14 protein-coding genes are annotated in these 18,551 nt (G+C 36.7%); 7 read left to right on the top strand and 7 right to left on the bottom strand.

Annotated elements, in window-relative coordinates; all coding sequences use genetic code 11:
* Window positions 1-556 precede the first annotated feature (556 nt).
* On the bottom strand, window positions 557-2,380 hold the full coding sequence (locus DFQ11_RS02660; protein ID WP_110474062.1) for a TonB-dependent receptor: 1,824 nt from the start codon (window positions 2,378-2,380) through the stop codon (window positions 557-559).
* Between the two features lie 125 nt (window positions 2,381-2,505).
* On the opposite strand from DFQ11_RS02660, the gene DFQ11_RS02655 reads away from it, so the two are divergent.
* Window positions 2,506-4,005 carry an aminotransferase-like domain-containing protein gene (locus tag DFQ11_RS02655; RefSeq protein WP_110474061.1) on the top strand — a complete coding sequence of 500 codons (1,500 nt, stop codon included), beginning with the start codon at window positions 2,506-2,508 and terminating at the stop codon, window positions 4,003-4,005.
* Here the strand turns inward: DFQ11_RS02655 and DFQ11_RS02650 are convergent.
* Entirely contained in the window at window positions 3,995-4,411 is a 417-nt protein-coding gene (locus tag DFQ11_RS02650) for a putative signal transducing protein (protein ID WP_110474060.1), read from the bottom strand. The genes DFQ11_RS02655 and DFQ11_RS02650 overlap by 11 nt on opposite strands.
* Before the next feature lie 137 nt (window positions 4,412-4,548).
* Between DFQ11_RS02650 and DFQ11_RS02645 the strand changes: the two genes are divergently transcribed.
* Genes DFQ11_RS02645 through DFQ11_RS02630 form a run of 4 tightly spaced genes read left to right on the top strand, consistent with a single transcriptional unit; the run spans window position 4,549 to window position 7,582 of the window.
* Window positions 4,549-5,025 (top strand): DUF2975 domain-containing protein, encoded by a 477-nt coding sequence (locus DFQ11_RS02645; RefSeq protein WP_110474059.1) that lies wholly within the window; start codon window positions 4,549-4,551, stop codon window positions 5,023-5,025.
* A gap of 2 nt (window positions 5,026-5,027) precedes the next feature.
* Entirely contained in the window at window positions 5,028-5,537 is a 510-nt protein-coding gene (locus DFQ11_RS02640) for a DUF2975 domain-containing protein (RefSeq protein WP_110474058.1), read from the top strand.
* A gap of 2 nt (window positions 5,538-5,539) precedes the next feature.
* Window positions 5,540-5,746, top strand: coding sequence for a helix-turn-helix domain-containing protein (locus tag DFQ11_RS02635; protein WP_110474057.1), 207 nt, complete (start codon window positions 5,540-5,542; stop codon window positions 5,744-5,746).
* A gap of 36 nt (window positions 5,747-5,782) precedes the next feature.
* A complete protein-coding gene (locus DFQ11_RS02630) occupies window positions 5,783-7,582 on the top strand; it encodes a M61 family metallopeptidase (protein ID WP_110474056.1) in 1,800 nt (599 codons plus the stop codon).
* Window positions 7,583-8,743: 1,161 nt separating this feature from the next.
* Here the strand turns inward: DFQ11_RS02630 and dinB are convergent.
* Window positions 8,744-9,961, bottom strand: a complete 1,218-nt coding sequence (dinB, locus tag DFQ11_RS02625) for a DNA polymerase IV (RefSeq protein ID WP_110474055.1) — start codon at window positions 9,959-9,961, stop codon at window positions 8,744-8,746.
* 161 nt (window positions 9,962-10,122) lie between these two features.
* Window positions 10,123-13,161, bottom strand: coding sequence for a DNA polymerase III subunit alpha (locus DFQ11_RS02620; protein WP_110474054.1), 3,039 nt, complete (start codon window positions 13,159-13,161; stop codon window positions 10,123-10,125).
* A gap of 252 nt (window positions 13,162-13,413) precedes the next feature.
* Here DFQ11_RS02620 and DFQ11_RS02615 point away from each other — a divergent pair, with 252 nt between their 5' ends.
* Together DFQ11_RS02615 and DFQ11_RS02610 are read left to right on the top strand one after the other, a co-directional pair.
* Window positions 13,414-14,184 carry an XRE family transcriptional regulator gene (locus tag DFQ11_RS02615; protein WP_110474053.1) on the top strand — a complete coding sequence of 257 codons (771 nt, stop codon included), beginning with the start codon at window positions 13,414-13,416 and terminating at the stop codon, window positions 14,182-14,184.
* A gap of 42 nt (window positions 14,185-14,226) precedes the next feature.
* On the top strand, window positions 14,227-14,781 hold the full coding sequence (locus DFQ11_RS02610; RefSeq protein ID WP_110474052.1) for a GNAT family N-acetyltransferase: 555 nt from the start codon (window positions 14,227-14,229) through the stop codon (window positions 14,779-14,781).
* An 83-nt stretch (window positions 14,782-14,864) separates the two neighbouring features.
* On the opposite strand, the gene DFQ11_RS02605 is transcribed toward DFQ11_RS02610, so the two are convergent.
* The 3 genes from DFQ11_RS02605 to DFQ11_RS02595 form a co-directional block, all read right to left on the bottom strand.
* Window positions 14,865-15,143 (bottom strand): F0F1 ATP synthase subunit epsilon, encoded by a 279-nt coding sequence (locus DFQ11_RS02605; RefSeq protein ID WP_110474051.1) that lies wholly within the window; start codon window positions 15,141-15,143, stop codon window positions 14,865-14,867.
* Window positions 15,144-15,232: 89 nt separating this feature from the next.
* Entirely contained in the window at window positions 15,233-16,741 is a 1,509-nt protein-coding gene (gene atpD / locus DFQ11_RS02600; RefSeq protein WP_110474050.1) for a F0F1 ATP synthase subunit beta, read from the bottom strand.
* A gap of 181 nt (window positions 16,742-16,922) precedes the next feature.
* A complete protein-coding gene (locus DFQ11_RS02595; RefSeq protein WP_110474049.1) occupies window positions 16,923-18,548 on the bottom strand; it encodes a G-D-S-L family lipolytic protein in 1,626 nt (541 codons plus the stop codon).
* Window positions 18,549-18,551: the final 3 nt, after the last annotated feature.

The raw sequence follows: 18,551 nt of genomic DNA, 5'->3' as shown, positions 1-18,551 counted from the left end.
CAAAACGGCCGAAATAGGCAGCAGAGAGCGAAGCACAACTATACCAGTGCCATAGCAGTAAGAAGGGTTTGAAACAACACCTAAATAACCCACTTAACTGTCAAATCAAGCTCATTTTGAAGTCATTTTAACTAAACGCTAAATCCTTATAAATCAGCGAGATGCTATATAGGTATAGCGTATGTATAGCGTATATACCTTGAGGATACTCCATAGTAACTCCGTATAAGCCCTATGGGAACTATGGAATTCATTCCATGTGAAGAAATAAAAAGACCTTATACAGAAAGACGATGGCCGAGAATCCAAATGAAAAAAAGACAGATACCGAAAACAAAAACCATCAAAGGCATAGACCTTCTGAAAAGGCTAAAGGAACTTAAAAATTGAGAACCCAATCAACGAAAGGGTGTTAAACCGTCGTTCTGCTATATAAGTATAACAAAGCCCTACAAGTGAATAACACCAATAGGGCTTGCTAAATGATAGACTTGCAAGTATGTTGATAAGAAGGTGATGTGCAACTGACCAAGCTTGCGTCGTCTAAACCAACTAACTAGAAGTTATAACGCATTCCAAATAATACGTTGCTCGGTGGCATAGGTGAGAATCCCGATTCGATATAATCCGCATCAAAAATATTGCTAGCAGTTACCGAAAGTTCTACCTGTTTCAAGTTCATGACTATCGAAGCATCCCAAACATTATAGGTGTCACCCGTGGTGCGCTCCGCATACTTATAAATGATATTCTGACTGATGTTTTTAAATAATTGAGTACTTAAACGTGTGGTATAATGATGTTTCAAAGTGTTTAAAGAATAACGCGACAGCGATTCATTCTGCTCTAAAATATCGTCTTCCAAAAAGGCATAACCAAAGGCCAAAGTTTGTTTATAATCATTCAATGTGAAATGATAAGCAATATCAAGTTCGGCACCTTTCGTATTAACTTCAGCAATATTGGTCGCTGTAAAGATTTCTTCAGTTGTATTTGGTCTGATATAATCAATAAGGTTCTTGGCGTCTCTATTAAAAACGGAAACACTAGCGTTGATTCTTGTAGAGCTATACTTTAGTCCTATTTCTTGAGCAAAGGCTTCTTCTGGTTCTAAATCGGCATTACCATTCGTTCTAGGATCGCTATAATATAAGTCGGTATAGGTAGGGATTCTATAAGTGAACCCAATATTTCCGTAGGCTTTTAAATGGTCGGTAATAGCAAACCCAACATCTAATCCAGGAAAGGCATTAAATTTGAAATCTGAAAAATAAGTCATAGCAACACCAGGTGTAATATCTAAACGATCATCGGCAAACTGAAACCTGTGCTCTAAAAATAGCGTCGTCATAAAACGATGGCGATCGCCTAAATTATTACTTCTTAGATAGACTTTAGATACATCCACGCCAAAACCTGTAACACCTAATTCCGAAGTGTATGAAGCATTAGCTTCCGCTCCAATTTTGTTAGATAGGTGAACATTTCTGAAGAAATTAGGTTCAAATCGCTTTAAAAGAAAGATATCTTGGTTGCGTTTCCAATAGATACGTGGTTGAATTTTAAACTTCCCAGTTTGGAATGTGGTGCTGAAAGCAATTAAACTATTCTGAGTTTCTTCATACTCTTCAAAGGCGGGATTAGTCGTGTAGAAATGCTCAGCACCAAACTTACGTTCAGAAAACGTCGTTATCATTTCAATGGCTTGTTTGTTTTTGTTGAATACACTTTTCAAGAAGTAATTCGTGTTATCATAATCCGTATTGGCTTTATAACCTTCAGACGTCATTTTTCCAACATGAAGAATATGCGATGAGTTCTCTAATGCTGTTCCAACAGTCACTGATCCGTTAAGTTGACCAAAAGAACCGGCTTCAATTTGAGCCGAAACCGAATGGTCTAATCGCGACTTAGTAACAATATTGATAGCACCTGTAAAAGCATTTTGTCCAAAAACACGAGCGGCAGGGCCTTTAATGATTTCAATACGCTCAATAACCTCAAGTGGTACGGCTGCGTTTAATGTATGGTGACCGGTTTGCGCATCGTCCATTTTTACACCGTCAATTAATAAGAGTGTTTGGTCAAATCCACCTCCTCTAATGAATAAATCGGCCTGACTTCCACCTGTACCACGACGTCTAATATCTACACCAGCAAATTGTTGTAACAAATCTACAACCGTAATAGCAGCACTGTTTTTAATATCTGCTGAAGAGATAATAGTGATGGTTCTTGAGTTCTCCTTAAATGGCAAATCAATTCGAGTGGAGGTGATTACAACCTCTTGTAATGAATCTGTTTTTATAACGGGCTCTTGAGCTTGAAGTTTAAAAACGAAAATGAATAAGAAAATAAAAAGCTTAATTGTAGTTGTCATCAATAGTTGTTTTGCAATAGTTTGTATTAGGGTGATTAAATAATGTATGGTTTATGGGCGCTGCTTCTTTAAAAGCGGTGCAAATGTCGTAACTTTCCGGACGATAAAAATAGTCCAGTTTCAAAATGACAAGTAGTCCGGTTAACGAAGTCCTAAAACAACTGATTACCTTCGATAGAACTCTTGTGCAACCTGTGTATATTCAAGTCGCACAACAACTCATCAATGCCATACAACGTGGTTATCTAGTAAAGGGTAGCAAGCTGCCTGGTACTCGGGTGTTGAGCGAGTTATTAGAGGTTCATCGTAAAACAGCTGTGGCTATTTATGAAGAATTAGCTTCACAAGGTTGGGTAGAAATTATAGCGAATAAAGGCACCTTTGTGATAGAGCCAGAACAGACCGAAGCAAAGATAAAAGCAACGAGCCACCATATAGATCAGGCTTATAAGTACCCAAAAGCAGCAGGATTTCCGTTTCAACAATCATTTCTTTTGGCTTCAACTGCAGAAGAAACAAAGGCGAAATACGCCATTAACGATGGTAAACCCGATTTGCGTTTGCATCCGATACATCAGTTTTCGAGATGGTATAGTGCTGCCATGAAACGAAAACCACTAATCAATAAATGGAACCGAACTTCGGCCTCAAGGCCTTCCGTTTTTAAAACCCAGCTGAGTAATTATTTAAATGCCACACGGGGTTTTCATATTAGTCCTAACAATATTATCAGCACACGAAGTACCGAAATGAGTCTTTATATGGTGTCGCAATTACTCATCAAACAAAATGATTTGGTCTTAGTCGGACAGCTGAGTAATTACGCTTCTAACATGATTTTCCAAGAAGCGGGCGCGACCATTAGAACCATTCCGGTAGATGAGGACGGATTAAATGTCGAGTATATTAAAAAACACTTCCTAAAGAAAAGGATTAGATGCGTGTATATCTGCGCCAATAGAGATTATCCCACGACCATCACTTTAAGTGCAGAGCGACGTTTGCAATTATTGCAGTTGGCAAAATCCTATGGCTTCGCGATTATAGAAGACGATTATGATTACGATTTTCAGTTCGAAGGTTCTCCCATGTTACCTATGGCAAGTGCAGATGCCAATGGAATGGTCATTTATTTAGGCAAATTAGGGCAGTCCTTATTTCCAAGCTTCCATACAGGCTTTGTCGTAGCTCCCGAAAACTTCATTTCTGAAGCCGAAAATTATTTGCAATTATTAGATAAGCAGGGCGATTTAATTCAAGAGCAAATGTTGTCTGAGTTGATTTCTGAAGGTGAAATAGATCGACTTAAAAAGAAGAGCATCATCATTTACAAACAGCGTCGCGATACCTTAGGTTGGTTTTTAAAGTACTATTTTGGAGATCAGCTAACTTGGGAAATGCCATCAGGCGGATTAGCGATATGGCTGCAATTTGTGAATACCATTTCCTTAGTGAAACTAGCAGAAGAAGCTGAGAAAATAGACCTGTTCTTGCCAAAGACTATTTTATATCAAGATAAAAACACCTGTGCTATTCGATTTGGCTTCGGGCATTTAAATGAAGACGAGATGGAAATAGTGATTAATAAATTGAAACGCGCTTATGATGAAGTGCTTAAGTCTTAATAGGAAATTCTGTATGACAATCTTCACATTTGTATTGATATCGGGTACTAAATGGTAATGTGCCTGAGATAAATCCAATAATAAAAGAGACTAAAGATTTAAAATTGGTGATGGTAGAATATAGTTCAATACGGTGCTTACCACAATTCGGACAACTAATAGGTTCACCATCGTCATTTACAGAATAAGCCTGAATAGACGCTAATATCTCTCGTGCTTTGTCTTCGTCTTTGGCAAGCACTTTTAGTTTGATGCCACCAATAGCCTGACTCACCAAGGGGTCGGTATCTATAGTAATATTGTCTTTTAAAAATACTTGAATGCCATCCGACTCTAATCGGCCTTTTATAATTTCAGCTTCTGTGGAGTAGGGAAATCTAGCAATGGTAACAAAGGTCTGGCTCATTTGGTAAATATAGTGAGACCATTTTCATTATTAAAACACTTCTCTTAAATAACAAGAATTATCCTTTTTCAATAAATAATTATTGTTATTCGATAATTATTATATATTTGTTATTGTAAAACGATAATATTTCTGTTATGAAAAGAATTAAATATCTAAATGTATTTGTAATTATGTTGATCATAATTTACCTGCTTTATTTTATTGGGAACATAGCGGTGGTTTTTCTAACAGATATAATGGAACCATATGGTGCGTTAAGTAAGGGTTTTCTGTTTGGAAATTATACCCAATATATTGTGACTGTTTTGCCTGTATTTACTTTTTTAGGATTGTTATTTGTTAAAAAGGGTTTATCTACCATTATAAAAGAAGGTTTTTTTAATCTAAAAAGTGGGATGCAGTTTAAGACAGGGGGAAAGTTATTTTTGGTATCGGGATTATTGAGTTTTTTGTTTGACTTCTCAATACTTTACGATTCTAAAAGCTTTAATCTATTAGGCAATTTAGGCCAAGATTTTCTTCTTATGGTCATAGGTTTTAGCCTCTATATTGTTGCAGACATATTACAAAACGGAAGTTTAATTCAACAAGAAAACGATTTAACGATATAAATATGAGAAAACTAGTGGTTTTAAAAAGTGTGGTAGATTTTATCTGGATTGTAACTTGTATTCCAGCCATACCATTACTATTGTTTTTTACAGTCTTTATCTTCATCAATCCAGACGCTTTAGATATCCTATTTGATATAGATTATTCAATCTTAAAAACACCTATAATAACGGTTCAGGTATTTGCTTTGCTTTCAGTAATTTTGGCATTTATTTCAATCTATTGTTTTTATCTATTCAGAAAAACGCTGCGATATTTTCAAAAGGTAAAACCCTTTCATGATCAGGTTATTCAAAATTTTTATAAAATAGGATACTTACTTTCAGGAGTTGGAGTTACTGCCTCAGTATTGTTTGTTGTCGCACAACTTCTATTTAAGGGACAATTCAAAATTCATTTAGGAATCACACCAAGCCTTATGCTCATATGTTTAGGCTTATTTTTTATGGTTTTGAGTGAAGTATTTAAAGTGGCAAAAAATGCCAAACAAGAAAACGATTTAACCATATAATCATGTCAATTATAGTCAACTTAGACATTATGCTAGCCAAACGTGGCATGAAAAGTAACGAACTGGCTGAACGGGTAGGTATCACCACAGCTAATTTGTCTATCTTAAAAACAGGAAAAGCCAAAGCGATTCGGTTTTCAACTCTAGAGGCTATTTGTAAAGCTTTAGAGTGTCAGCCAAGTGATATATTAGAATATGTAGAAGATTAAAAAGTACTATCTTGGAGGTTTTAAATTTTTTATAGCATGCGAAGCCTAATCTTACTACTATCACTACTTTGTTTAGTTAACTGCAAACAAGAAACGAGCACTGAAAAACAAGCTCAGAATAAGGGAGTCTCTAATTATTCCATTTCTTTTGAAAATGCAGTGCATCATGAAGCTCATATTGAAGCAACCTTCACGGGTTTAAACCCTGGAGCTACAGAAATGAGAATGTCCCGATCCTCGCCAGGGCGTTATGCTATTCACGAATTTGCTAAGAATGTTTATAATGTGGTGGCCACAAATAGTGAGGGCAAGACTCTAGAAATCACACGACCAGATCCCTATTCTTGGGAAGTGCATAACCACGACGGTACCATTAATTTGTCCTATACACTTTACGCAAATCATGGTGATGGTACTTATGCGCAAGTCGATGAAACCCACGCACACCTTAATATGCCGGCGACCTTTATGTATGTGCCAGACTTGGCACAAAATGACATTGAAATAAAATTTAATGTACCTCAAGGTTCCGATTGGAAAGTGGCAACGCAGTTAAAACCTTTAGGAGATCATAAATTCTATGCTGAAAATCTGCAATATTTCTTAGATAGTCCTACAGAAATCAGTAATCATATGTTGCGTTCATTCGATGTTGATGGACAAACGATAAAATTTGCCTTGCATCACAACGGAACAGCCGAAGAATTTGATACCTATTGGGAAAATGTAAAAAAGGTAGTCTTACAACAAAAAGCGGTTTTTGGAGAATTGCCAGAATACGACTATGGGGAGTATATTTTTATAGGATGCTATATCCCGAATGCCACTCGTGATGGTATGGAGCATAGAAACTCGACCATTTTAACAAGTACAAGAAGTTTGGCTGATGGTGGAATTGAAGGAAATATTGGAACGGTATCTCATGAGTTTTTTCATTGTTGGAATGTAGAACGCATTAGACCTAAAAGTTTAGAGCCTTTCAATTTTGAAAAAGCCAATATGAGTGGTGAGCTATGGTTTGCTGAAGGTTTTACAAGTTATTATGATGATTTAACCATAACCAGAGCGGGATTAGTTTCAGAAGAAGATTATATAAAAGGACTGACAGGTACCTTTAACTATGTATGGAATTCACCTGGACGTCAGTTTTTCAACCCAATTGAAATGAGCTACCAAGCACCATTTGTAGATGCAGCACGCTCGGTCGATGATATCAACCGCGATAATACATTCATTTCGTATTATTCCTATGGAAGTATGTTAGGCTTAGCTTTAGACCTGTCGCTTAGAAATCAAGGTTTAAACCTCGACGATTTTATGAAGTTGATTTGGAAAACCTACGGGAAGACCTTTAATAATTATACTATTGAGGATTTAAATCATACCTTAAATGAATATGCTGGCGAAGAATTCGGAAATCAGTTCTTCAATAAGTATATCTATAAAAGTGAAATGCCAGATTTCAAAACATTGTTTGAAACTGTTGGTGTCAAATTAAAACAGAATACAGATCAACCAGCCTTCGGTTTACGTTTAAGAAATCAAGTGATTATAAGCAACACGAAAGTCGGTTCTGCGGCTCACAATGCCGGACTTGAAAAAGGGGATAAGTTGGTAAGGATTGCAAGTGTAGAACTCAATGAGAATTCTGATCTCAATAAAATCTTAGATAAATTAAAACCTAACGAAACCGTTAGAATAGATTTCGAAAGACTAGGTAAGCGTCACTCTGTAAAAATGACTTTAGATGCAGACACTTCGTATTCAATGTCTAGTTTCGATGAATTATCTGAAAGCATGAAAGCCAACAGAGCAGATTGGTTAGGTGCGAAATAAACTAAGTTGAAACTTAACAAGTTTGCAAAACATTAAAAACACCCCTATAGTCCCCTCAAGGGGACACTCTGTACGTTTCAATCAAATCCTTGTCCGCTTGTGAGTGAGTCTTCCGTATAGTTTAAATCGAATAATTGTCCCCTAGAGGGGGGCTTAGGGGTGTAATATAGAAAACAACCCATCACAAAATTTAATATAAAATTATCTTCCTAAGATAACACCTCACAAATTTTAACGCAACCATTGTCCCCTCGAGGGGACTTTAGGGGTGTAATATAGGAAACAACCCATCATAAAATTTAATGTAAAATTATCTTCCTAAGATAACACCTCACAAAGTTTAACGCAACAGTTGTCCCCTTGAGGGGACCTTAGGGGTGTATTATTAAATATTAAAGAACAACCCACAAAGTCTAAAGCATAAATTGTCTCCATTTGAAAACATTCTGTAAAGTTAAATCAAACAGTTGTCCCCTTGAGGGGACCTTAGGGGTGTATTGTTAAAGAACAACCCACAAAGTCTAAAGCATAAATTGTCTCCATTTGAAAACATTCTGTAAAGTTAAATCAAACAATTGTCCCCTAGAGGGGACCTTAGGGGTGTATTATTAAAGAACAACCCACCTTCGGTTTACTCCTAATTAATCAAAATTTGACCATAAGCTTTAGGGGAGACAAAACCATACGTGAAAAGAGGATAAGTGGTGAGGCTTGCTAATATAGAACTGAATGAAGGCTCTGATATTAATAAATCTTCGAAGTACTTGAACAAATTATAGAGCTATGAGGTTTGTAAAGCATGAAAAACACCCCTATAGTCCCCTCAAGGGGACATTCTGTACGTTTCAATCAAACCCTTGTCCGCTTGTGAGTGAGTCTTCCGTATAGTTTAATCAAACAAGTGTCCTCTTAAAGAATAGACGGTATTGTTCAATAATCGATTGTCCCCTCGAGGGGACCTCAGGGGTGTAATATAGAAACAACTCATAAAATTTAATACAACCGTTGTCCCATTTAGAAAACATTCCATAAAGTTTAACGCAACAGTTGTCCCCTTGAGGGGACCTTAGAGGTGTGATGTAGAAACAACCCACAAAGTTTAACGCAACCATTGTCCCCTCGAGGGGACCATAGGGGTGTATACAAAAGAACCCGCACAACCTAACGTCGTCGATTAGCCAATAAAGGAGGTGGCTCCCCATTAAAAGGATTCCAGCGACTTATAGATTTAGCTTCCATTCCGGCAGCGCTCATTACAGCGCGATCGCCATAACGTTCGCGCATTTTATCCATGGCTTTGCAGAGGTTGAGGTGCATTTCGTCGTCATCGAACAAATTAATTTGATGTCCGCCTTCTACTAAATGGCTAAATCGCACACCGATTAACCTAACTAATAACCTGCGGTTATATAGTTTTTTAAATAAATCTAAGACTACAGGAATCAGTGTATGGTCCATGGCGCTATACGGAATACGTTGCTGTTGCGTATAAGTCTGGAAATCGGAATAGCGAATCTTAAACGTAACGCAGGCTGTTAATTTATTGCCACGACGCAACTGATAAGCCAAATTCTCAGTCATCGCAATGACCAAGCCTTTAAGCTTAGTAACATCTGTAGTGTCTTGTCCAAAAGTACGTTCTGTAGAAATAGACTTGCGTTCGTGATATTGCACTACGGGTGAATTGTCTATACCATTGGCTTTTTTCCAAATTACCAAACCGTTTTTGCCAAGCACTTTATGCATGAGTTCCATAGGCATGTCTTGTATGGTCTGAATGCGTTTTACACCCAAATCGCACAAAGATTTATAGGTAACATTACCCACCATAGGAATCTTTTTAACCGAAAGAGGTGCTAAAAAAGGTTTTTCGGTACCGGAAAGTATTCGGATTTCGTTATTGGGTTTAGCTTCGCCTGTGGCTATTTTTGAAACCGTTTTATTAAGTGATAAACCAAAGGAGATAGGAAGTCCGGTTTCTTTAATGATTCTCTGACGGAGTTCGGAAGCTAATTTATGGCAACCAAAAAACTTATCCATCCCTGTAAGATCAATGTAAAATTCATCTATAGACGATTTCTCATAAAGCGGAACGTTCTCTTTAATCACATCAGTAACATCATTAGAGAATTTCGTATAAATACCAGAGTTTCCTCTCAGTACAATTGCTTCTGGGCATAACTGTTTAGCCATTCGCATGGGCATAGCAGAATGCACACCAAATTTTCGAGCTTCGTAACTGCATGAAGCCACAACACCTCGGTCGCTTGTACCACCAATAAGCACGGGTTTCCCTATAAGCCGACTGTCTTTAAGGCGTTCGCAAGACACAAAAAACGTGTCGAGATCCATATGTACGATATTGCGGTTGTTGTTCATTATTAGTAATCTGTCTTATGTTATATGTTGAAATTTATTCCTAGTCATGCCAAGCCTAATCCAAGCACAGGTTGAATAAGGCTGTCAGTTCGTTGTATCAAGAACTAGTTTTTATGTTCATATCCTGTACGCTATGGTCAGTTCGAGTGACGATTTTGGAGCTAAAGCGAAGAAATCGTTGTATCGAGAACCGCTTCCAAAGTCTCTTTCCTTTTAGGAAGAAAATGTAGAGGGCGAGTTGCTTTCTCAGAATACCTCGGATCTTCAATAATAGCTAAGCGCTCTAATTTTGAAACTTCAATAGTTACACAATCAAACTCCATCATCACTTTTCCTATAATTTCATAAATTCCTTTTCCTCTAAAAGGATATTTGGCGGCAACAGGAGGGAAGTGAACTGTGTCTAAAAAATCACCATCACGATCTAAAAACGTTCCAAAATGCATGATTTTTCCATTCGTAGTTTTGGTGTTTTTTATGGTAATGAGATAACCTTCAATACGAATCAGCTTATTTTTTAATTGTATGAGGTGTTTGGCTCGTAAATTACTAATCGAAGGTTTTTCTAATAAATTAAATGGATTACAAAGTGAAAACCCTAATAATTCAATCGAATCGAAAGCATTTTCAAGCTCTGAACTTGGCAGTTCTGGTGTGTTATAATGAATTCTTTCGGTTTTAAATAAGCTAATATGCTCTTCTTTTAGCACCGTTTTGCTAATTTTTAAATGCGCTTCCCAAAGCAATTCACGTTTATTGATTTTTGTAAAACGAAAGGCGTTTATTTTAATGAGAATAGAAATTTGTTCAATAGAAATAGGAACACGTTCTATAAAATCATGAAGGGATTCAAATGCACCATTCAATTGGCGTTCATTGAGAATCCGTTGAATAGTTTTAGCTTCTAAAGACTGTAAAAACATAAACCCTAAATAAATAGTTTTCCCTTTTATAATAGCTTCGGTATAGGATTGATTAATACATGGAGCTTCAATAATACCGTTATGCATTCTAGCTTCGTGAACATACAATTCGGTATCGTAAAACCCACCAAAATTATTGATAGTGGCAGTCATATATTCCAGGGGGTAATACGCTTTTAAAAACAGACTTTGGTAACTTTCTACAGCATAAGATGCCGAATGCCCTTTAGCGAAAGCATATCCTGCAAAACTTTCAACCTGTCTCCAGATATTAGCGACTAAATCCTGAGGCTTCCCATCTCTTTCACAATTATCAAAAAATTTTTGCTTCACTTTTAAAAATTCCTCCCGCGATCTGAATTTACCAGACATACCGCGACGCAGCATATCGGATTCGCCTAAATCTAAGCCACCAAACAGATGGGCTACTTTAATCACATCTTCTTGATAGACCATAATGCCATAGGTTTCGGGCATAATCTTTTGTAAAACAGGATGTGCCTCTTTACGTTTTTCAGGATAGCGATAACGCAGAATATACTCGCGCATCATTCCACTTTTAGCAACGCCAGGTCTAATAATAGAACTCGCTGCTACTAAGCCCAAATAATTATCGACCTGTAGTTTTTTTAACAGCATACGCATGGCTGGCGATTCTACATAAAAACAACCAATAGCTTTGGCGTTTCTGAGGAGGTCTTTTATGCGTTCGTCTGTTTTAAAGCCTTTAATATCATGAATATCAATAGGAGCTTGATCTGTATAGTTGGCATCAATAATTTCAACGGCTTCCTTAATTTTTCCTAAACCACGTTGACTCAAAATATCAAATTTATACAAGCCAATATCTTCAGCGGTAACCATATCAAATTGTGTGGTGGCAAAGCCTTTTGGAGGCATAAATGTGGCACAGTAATAATGAATAGGCTTCTCTGAAATTAAAATACCACCGGCGTGAATACCCAAATAATTAGGAAAACCTTCAATGTATTTACTGTATTTAATAACGAGTTGCGATAGCTTATCGAGCTGATAAATAGTGTATTTTCCTCTCGTTAATTTATCTATTTCAGTTTTTGGTAAACCAAACACTTTCCCTAATTCGCGAATGGAAGCTCGGAATTTAAAGGTGTTATAAACCGCAATTAGCGCAGTGTGTTTAAAGGTATTGAAAATGTACTTAGTGACATCGTCTCGGTCTCTCCAGGAAAAATCGATATCAAAATCGGGTGGGTTTTGTCGAAATAAGTTAATAAAACGCTCAAAATATAAATCGAGTTCAATAGGATCTACATCTGTAATTCGCAATAGATAAGCAATAATACTATTGGCACCACTACCACGGCCAACATAATAATAGTTTTTGCTTCTAGCGTATTCTAAAATTTTCCAATTGATTAAAAAGTAAGACACAAAGTTCTTTTGCTTAATAATGTCGAGTTCTTTTTCAATACGGTCGTACACTTTTTGATCCACATCATTTCCGTAACGATAAGGAATACCATCGTAAGTTAATTGTCTCAATAATTCATAATCTGAAACCTCATTCTCTGTCAGACATTTTTGGTTTTTAGGTTCGGCATTTTCTAAATCGAATTGAACAGTACAGTGGTCTAAAAGTGCTTCAGTATTACTAATCAGTTTTGGGAACTCAGCATAGGTTTCACAGAGGTCATTATAAGGTAACATTTGGTCGGTTTCGTTGCCTTCTTCAGACTTTGGAAGTTTACTTAATAAGGTATTATTGTCGATAGCACGTAATAAGCGATGCGTGTTAAATCCTTTTTTATTCTGAAATGAAACCGTTTTTAAAACCACGAGTTTATGTTTGAATTGATTCCATTTTGAAAATTTCAAACGGTTGAGGTCTTGAGGAGTAATGCCTAAAAATTCATTTGGTTTTAGGTCGAAATGTTTATCGTTCTGATAAGGGTAAATGACGAAACAATCCTCTAAGTCTTCATCAGGACGTTCCGGGATTTGTAAATTCTGATTATGAAGAAACTTAGATAAATAGGTGTTAATATGTTGAAAGCCTTGATTGTTTTTCGCAATAAGAATAAACTGCTGTTGAACACCATTTCTAAAGTCGACACCAAGTACAGGTTTTATCTGATATTTTTTAGATAATCGCATTACATCCAAGCAGGCAGATGTGCTATTAATGTCGGTTAATGCAAGCGTTTGAACGCCATTTTCTGAAGCTATAGCAAGTAATTGCTCTGGTTTTATAGTGCCATAGCGTAGGCTGTAATAAGTGTGACAATTTAAATACATAATAGAAACATTGTTGTTCGACAACTGATAAAAAATCGCTTCGCTTTTAGAGCTAAGAAGCTAGATTGTAAAATTAGCTACTGTATGTAGTTTGTATTGCTTATATTTGTAGTAATAAATGTTAAACTTAAAATCGGCATCCCTTTTTATGGGAATTACATGGAATACATTCATAAGCAAAAGCGCAATACTCAAGGACAATGCTGATATGGATGTACCGTATATCCGATTAAACACAGTAGATATAAACAGATGAAACCAATTCAAGCCAACATAAAGCATTTGCGCTCTTTAAAGAAGATGTCTCAGGAGCGTTTTGCAGATGAACTCAACTGGACTCGCTCTATAGTGGGGTCGTATGAAGAAGGGCGTTCTGAGCCTCCAATAGACCGTTTAATAGACTTGTCTAATTACTTTGATATTCCTATTGACATCTTAGTGAAAAACGATTTGCGCAAGGCAAAAGACACTTCGTTTATTGAAGTAGGGAATAAGCGGGTATTGTTTCCGGTAACGGTAAATGAAGATAACGAGGATTTGATAGAGATTATACCAGCAAAAGCTTCGGCAGGTTACTTGTCGGGTTACGATGATCCAGAATATATAGAACAGCTTCAGAAAATTAAATTGCCATTTTTACCAACAGGAACGCATAGAGCATTTCCTATTAAAGGCGATTCTATGTTGCCTGTAAAAGATGGTGCCTTTATAGTCGCTAAGTTTGTTGAAGACATAGCCGATATAAAAAGTGGCCGGACGTATATCGTATTAACTAAAGATGATGGTTTGGTGTACAAGCGGGTTTATATTCCTGAAGGCGATACTACAAACTTGATGCTGAGTTCAGATAACAGAAGTTATAAACCCTATTTAATTCCTAGAGAAAGCGTATTAGAACTTTGGGAATTTACATGTTGTATTAATACTCAAGAATACGATGAAAAGGAGTTAAAAATGAGCAGTATTCTAACCATGTTTCAAGAGTTGAAGGTAGAATTAGAGGCTGTAAAACGGATGCAGTAATGGTATAAGTATTATATAGCTATCGATTTATTTAGATACAAAATGGGTGAAATTATCTATAAGCGAGTAGAAACGGATACAGAGTTAAGACAGATTTTGGAACTTCAAAAATTGAATTTAAAGCAAAATCTATCCGAAGACTTTATACATACCGAAGGTTTTGTTTATGTAGAACACACTTTTGCTGTTCTTAAACGTATGAACGAGGCTTGTCCACATTTTATAGCTATAAAAGAGAATCAAGTTATTGGTTATGCCTTGTGTATGCTTGAAAGATTCAGAAGGGATGTACCTGTATTAGAAGGCATGTTTAATTATATAGATAAAGTTTTAGAGTCTAAGGAGCTCTCTAAATTACATTATCTCGTTATGGGGCAAATATGCGTTGATAAAGCGTATAGAGGAAAAGGTGTGTTTAGAAACTTATACAATAATTATAGATTGGGATTAGAGCATGAATATGAAGCTGTAATCACTGAGGTAAATGCTAAGAATTTACGTTCTTTAGAAGCGCATAAAGCCATAGGTTTTGAGTGTTTAGATCGTCATATAGAAGAAAATGATCACTGGGAATTAATAATTTGGAAATGGAATTAACAGTATAGTAAAGGCTATATACGGCCATAAAAAAAGCGCGAAATATATTATTTCGCGCTTTTGTGTTTTATATAGACGATGTACTAGTCCGCTAAAATGATCAATTTATTATCTTTCATTTCAATGGTTCCAGAATTGATAGCTAACCAAACACCTTTATCAGATTTTGTGAATTTAGCTTCAACATCTTCTTCTAATTGAATGTTAGTACCAGTAACCTTTACATGTCCTTCTTTAAGGATAGAAACAATAGGGGCGTGATTCGTTAACATTTCAAACTCACCATTTACTCCAGGAACAGTTACTGAAGTAACGTCTCCTCTAAATAATGTGGCTTCTGGTGATACAATTTCTAAATACATCTTTTAAATTTTATTTAAAAGCTTCCGAGCTATCGGAAGTCTCATTATAGTTATACAGATGCTGAAACAAATTCAGCACTTACATCGGCTTAGGCCTCAGCAAGCATTTTCTCTCCTGCTTCGATAGCTTCTTCAATAGAACCTTTAAGGTTAAATGCTGCTTCTGGTAAGTGATCTAATTCACCATCCATAATCATATTAAATCCTTTAATAGTTTCTTTGATATCTACTAATACACCAGGAATACCTGTAAACTGCTCAGCTACGTGGAATGGTTGAGATAAGAAACGTTGTACACGTCTTGCTCTACCTACAGCCATTTTATCTTCTTCAGATAATTCTTCCATACCAAGAATTGCAATAATATCTTGTAATTCTTTATAGCGTTGTAATAACTCTTTTACTCTTTGTGCACAAGCATAGTGCTCTTCACCTAAAATATCTGCTGTCAAAATTCTTGACGTAGAATCTAATGGATCTACCGCTGGGTAAATACCTAACTCAGCAATCTTACGAGATAATACTGTTGTAGCATCTAAGTGAGCAAAGGTTGTTGCTGGAGCTGGATCCGTTAAATCATCCGCAGGTACGTAAACCGCTTGTACAGATGTAATAGAACCTCTCTTTGTTGAAGTAATACGCTCTTGCATCGCACCCATCTCAGTGGCTAATGTTGGTTGGTAACCTACCGCAGAAGGCATACGACCTAATAATGCAGATACCTCAGATCCTGCTTGTGTAAAACGGAAGATATTATCAACGAAGAATAATACGTCTTTTCCTTGTCCTTCACCAGCACCATCACGGAAATATTCTGCTATAGTTAATCCTGAAAGGGCTACACGAGCACGAGCTCCAGGAGGCTCATTCATTTGTCCGAATACGAAAGTAGCTTTCGAATCTTTCATAGCAGATTTATCTACTTTTTGAAGATCCCATCCGCCTTCTTCCATAGATTGCATAAAGTCATCACCATACTTGATAATTCCTGACTCTAACATCTCACGAAGTAAATCGTTTCCTTCACGTGTTCTTTCACCAACTCCTGCGAATACAGAAAGTCCACCGTGACCTTTTGCAATATTGTTAATCAACTCCTGAATTAATACTGTTTTACCTACACCAGCACCACCAAATAAACCAATTTTACCACCTTTTGCATAAGGCTCAATTAAATCGATTACTTTAATACCTGTAAATAAAACTTCAGTAGATGTTGATAAATCTTCGAATTTTGGAGCTTGTCTGTGAATTGGTAAACCAGCATCACCAGCTTTAGGTAAGTTTCCTAATCCATCAATAGCATCACCAATAACATTGAAAAGACGCCCGTAAACATCATCACCAATCGGCATTTGAATTGGAGCACCAGTAGCGTGAACTTCTGTACCTCTACTTAAACCATCAGAAGAATCCATAGCAATAGTACGTACGGTATCTTCACCAATGTGAGATTGTACTTCTAATACTAATTTTGAACCATCTTGGTTGTTAATTTCTAATGAATCGTAAATCTTTGGAAGCTCTGAACCAGCAGCGAATTCAACGTCGATAACTGGGCCTACGATTTGTGCAACTTTACCTGTAACTTTTGACATTACTTATATGTTTTTGTTTTGCAATAGTTTAAATATGAAAAAACAACGTTCTCAATCAAGTTGAGTGCCTATGTTTTTCGCGCTGCAAAGATATACTTTTATTCTAAAAAATAATAGTCTTTTTTGTATAAAAAAACACGCTCCAAAAGAGCGTGTTTTTAATATAATTTGAAAAGCTTCTTTATTGAAGTGTTGGCGCGTAATTAGTTGGGAAATCTCCTGCTTTAGCTAAATTGCCTGAAGCTTCGAAATTTGTACCATATTTAGCGTCAATAGCTTTTAAGAAACTGTTGGCCATTAAAGCGTATCCTCTTGCGGTTAAATGAACACCATCTAAACTAACTAAGCCACCAAATACTAAATCTGTACTTAATGTATAGTCGTCAAACTGTACACCTGAACTTGTAGCCTCCATTAATATAGTGTTTAAATCTACTAAGGCTAAATTGGCTTGGTTAGCAGCAGCTTCTATACTTGCATTATAAGCTTGAGTGGCTGTTGCAATTTCAGCTTGTTCGTCTGGAGTCAATGCCCATTTATCCTCTAAAGGTAATGTTACACCTTCAATAGAGAATTGTCCAGCAAGTGCTTGTGGTAAGCCTTGTCCCATTAAAAAGGCAACGTTAGTTGTGTTTACAGTTCCTATGACGTTACTACTTGGTAATACAAATAAATCATCAGCTGTAGCTTGTCTCGATTGTCCATAGGTGTTTCCTAATAAATTCGCCACTAAAGGTGCAGCCTCTGCAGGTAATCCAAACTGAGCAATAAATGCAGGGAAAGTTGGACTAGCGTTTAACTGTGCTATAATAATCGAAGAAATATCGGCTAAGCTTTCGTCTTTAATCACTACAGGACTTGCTTCTGTTTCAGAAAAAACAATAGCACGACTCGGGTCAACAGCGTTAAAAATTGGATTTAAAGCTCCAAATACACCATTCAACATAGGAATTTGAGGACCAAAAGCTGGATTCGAAGGATCTAATGGGTTATAAGGTACCGTAGTAAAGTGAGATAAACTCGTAATATTAGGTAAGTTTCCAATAGCGCCTTTTGTATTATTTGCAGATAAAGCTCCGACTAAGGCGTTTAATGCACCACCAAATAATGCTGTTGGTGTAATTGGATTACTACCATCGCCACCAGATAATGCATAGCCTAATACATCATTACCTCCAATTTCTGATAATGTAAAGAATGAAGGATTTTGTGCAGCTGCTAATTGAGCTATAGATGCGTCTGGCGTGCTTCCTGTAACACGTACTGCATAAGGATTAGCTAATCCAGCTGATAAATTTGCTAAATTACCATAGCCTTCTGCGACTAAATGGTAACTCTTAGCTCCAGGAATTCCTAAATTATTAAAAGGACCGGTTGGATTGTTTGTTGCAATATCTGTGCTTACGGTAACAGGTCCAATGACGCTTTCTAAAGGTACTGGTCCAGCACCACCAAATACAAGTCTTGGATTTTGGATTCTATTTCCTGCTACAGCTAATCCACCATAATTATCATTCATTAAGGGTTGCGTAAAAGTGCCACCGCCGGCAAGAGCAAATTTGTTTGCCATGATATTAGGAAATGAATTCTGTTGACTTGCTACAAATAAGGCTCCATCTGTATAGCCTGCAGTAAAAGAAGCACCAACAGCAACATAATTTGAGAAGTCCACATCACCTACAGATAGCTCTGGTAAGGGTTGATTGTCTTCATTACCTCTGTCTCTTAGGTCGTTAAGGGTGTCGTTCTCACAAGACATCATGCCTACGGTGAGTAGTGACAACGCTATATATTTAATATTTTTCATCGT

This window comes from Winogradskyella epiphytica (assembly GCF_003217215.1).
GTDB classification, from domain to species: Bacteria; Bacteroidota; Bacteroidia; order Flavobacteriales; family Flavobacteriaceae; genus Winogradskyella; species Winogradskyella epiphytica.
Note: the sequence above shows the minus strand (reverse complement) of the source record. Positions and strands in the feature narration are given on the sequence as shown.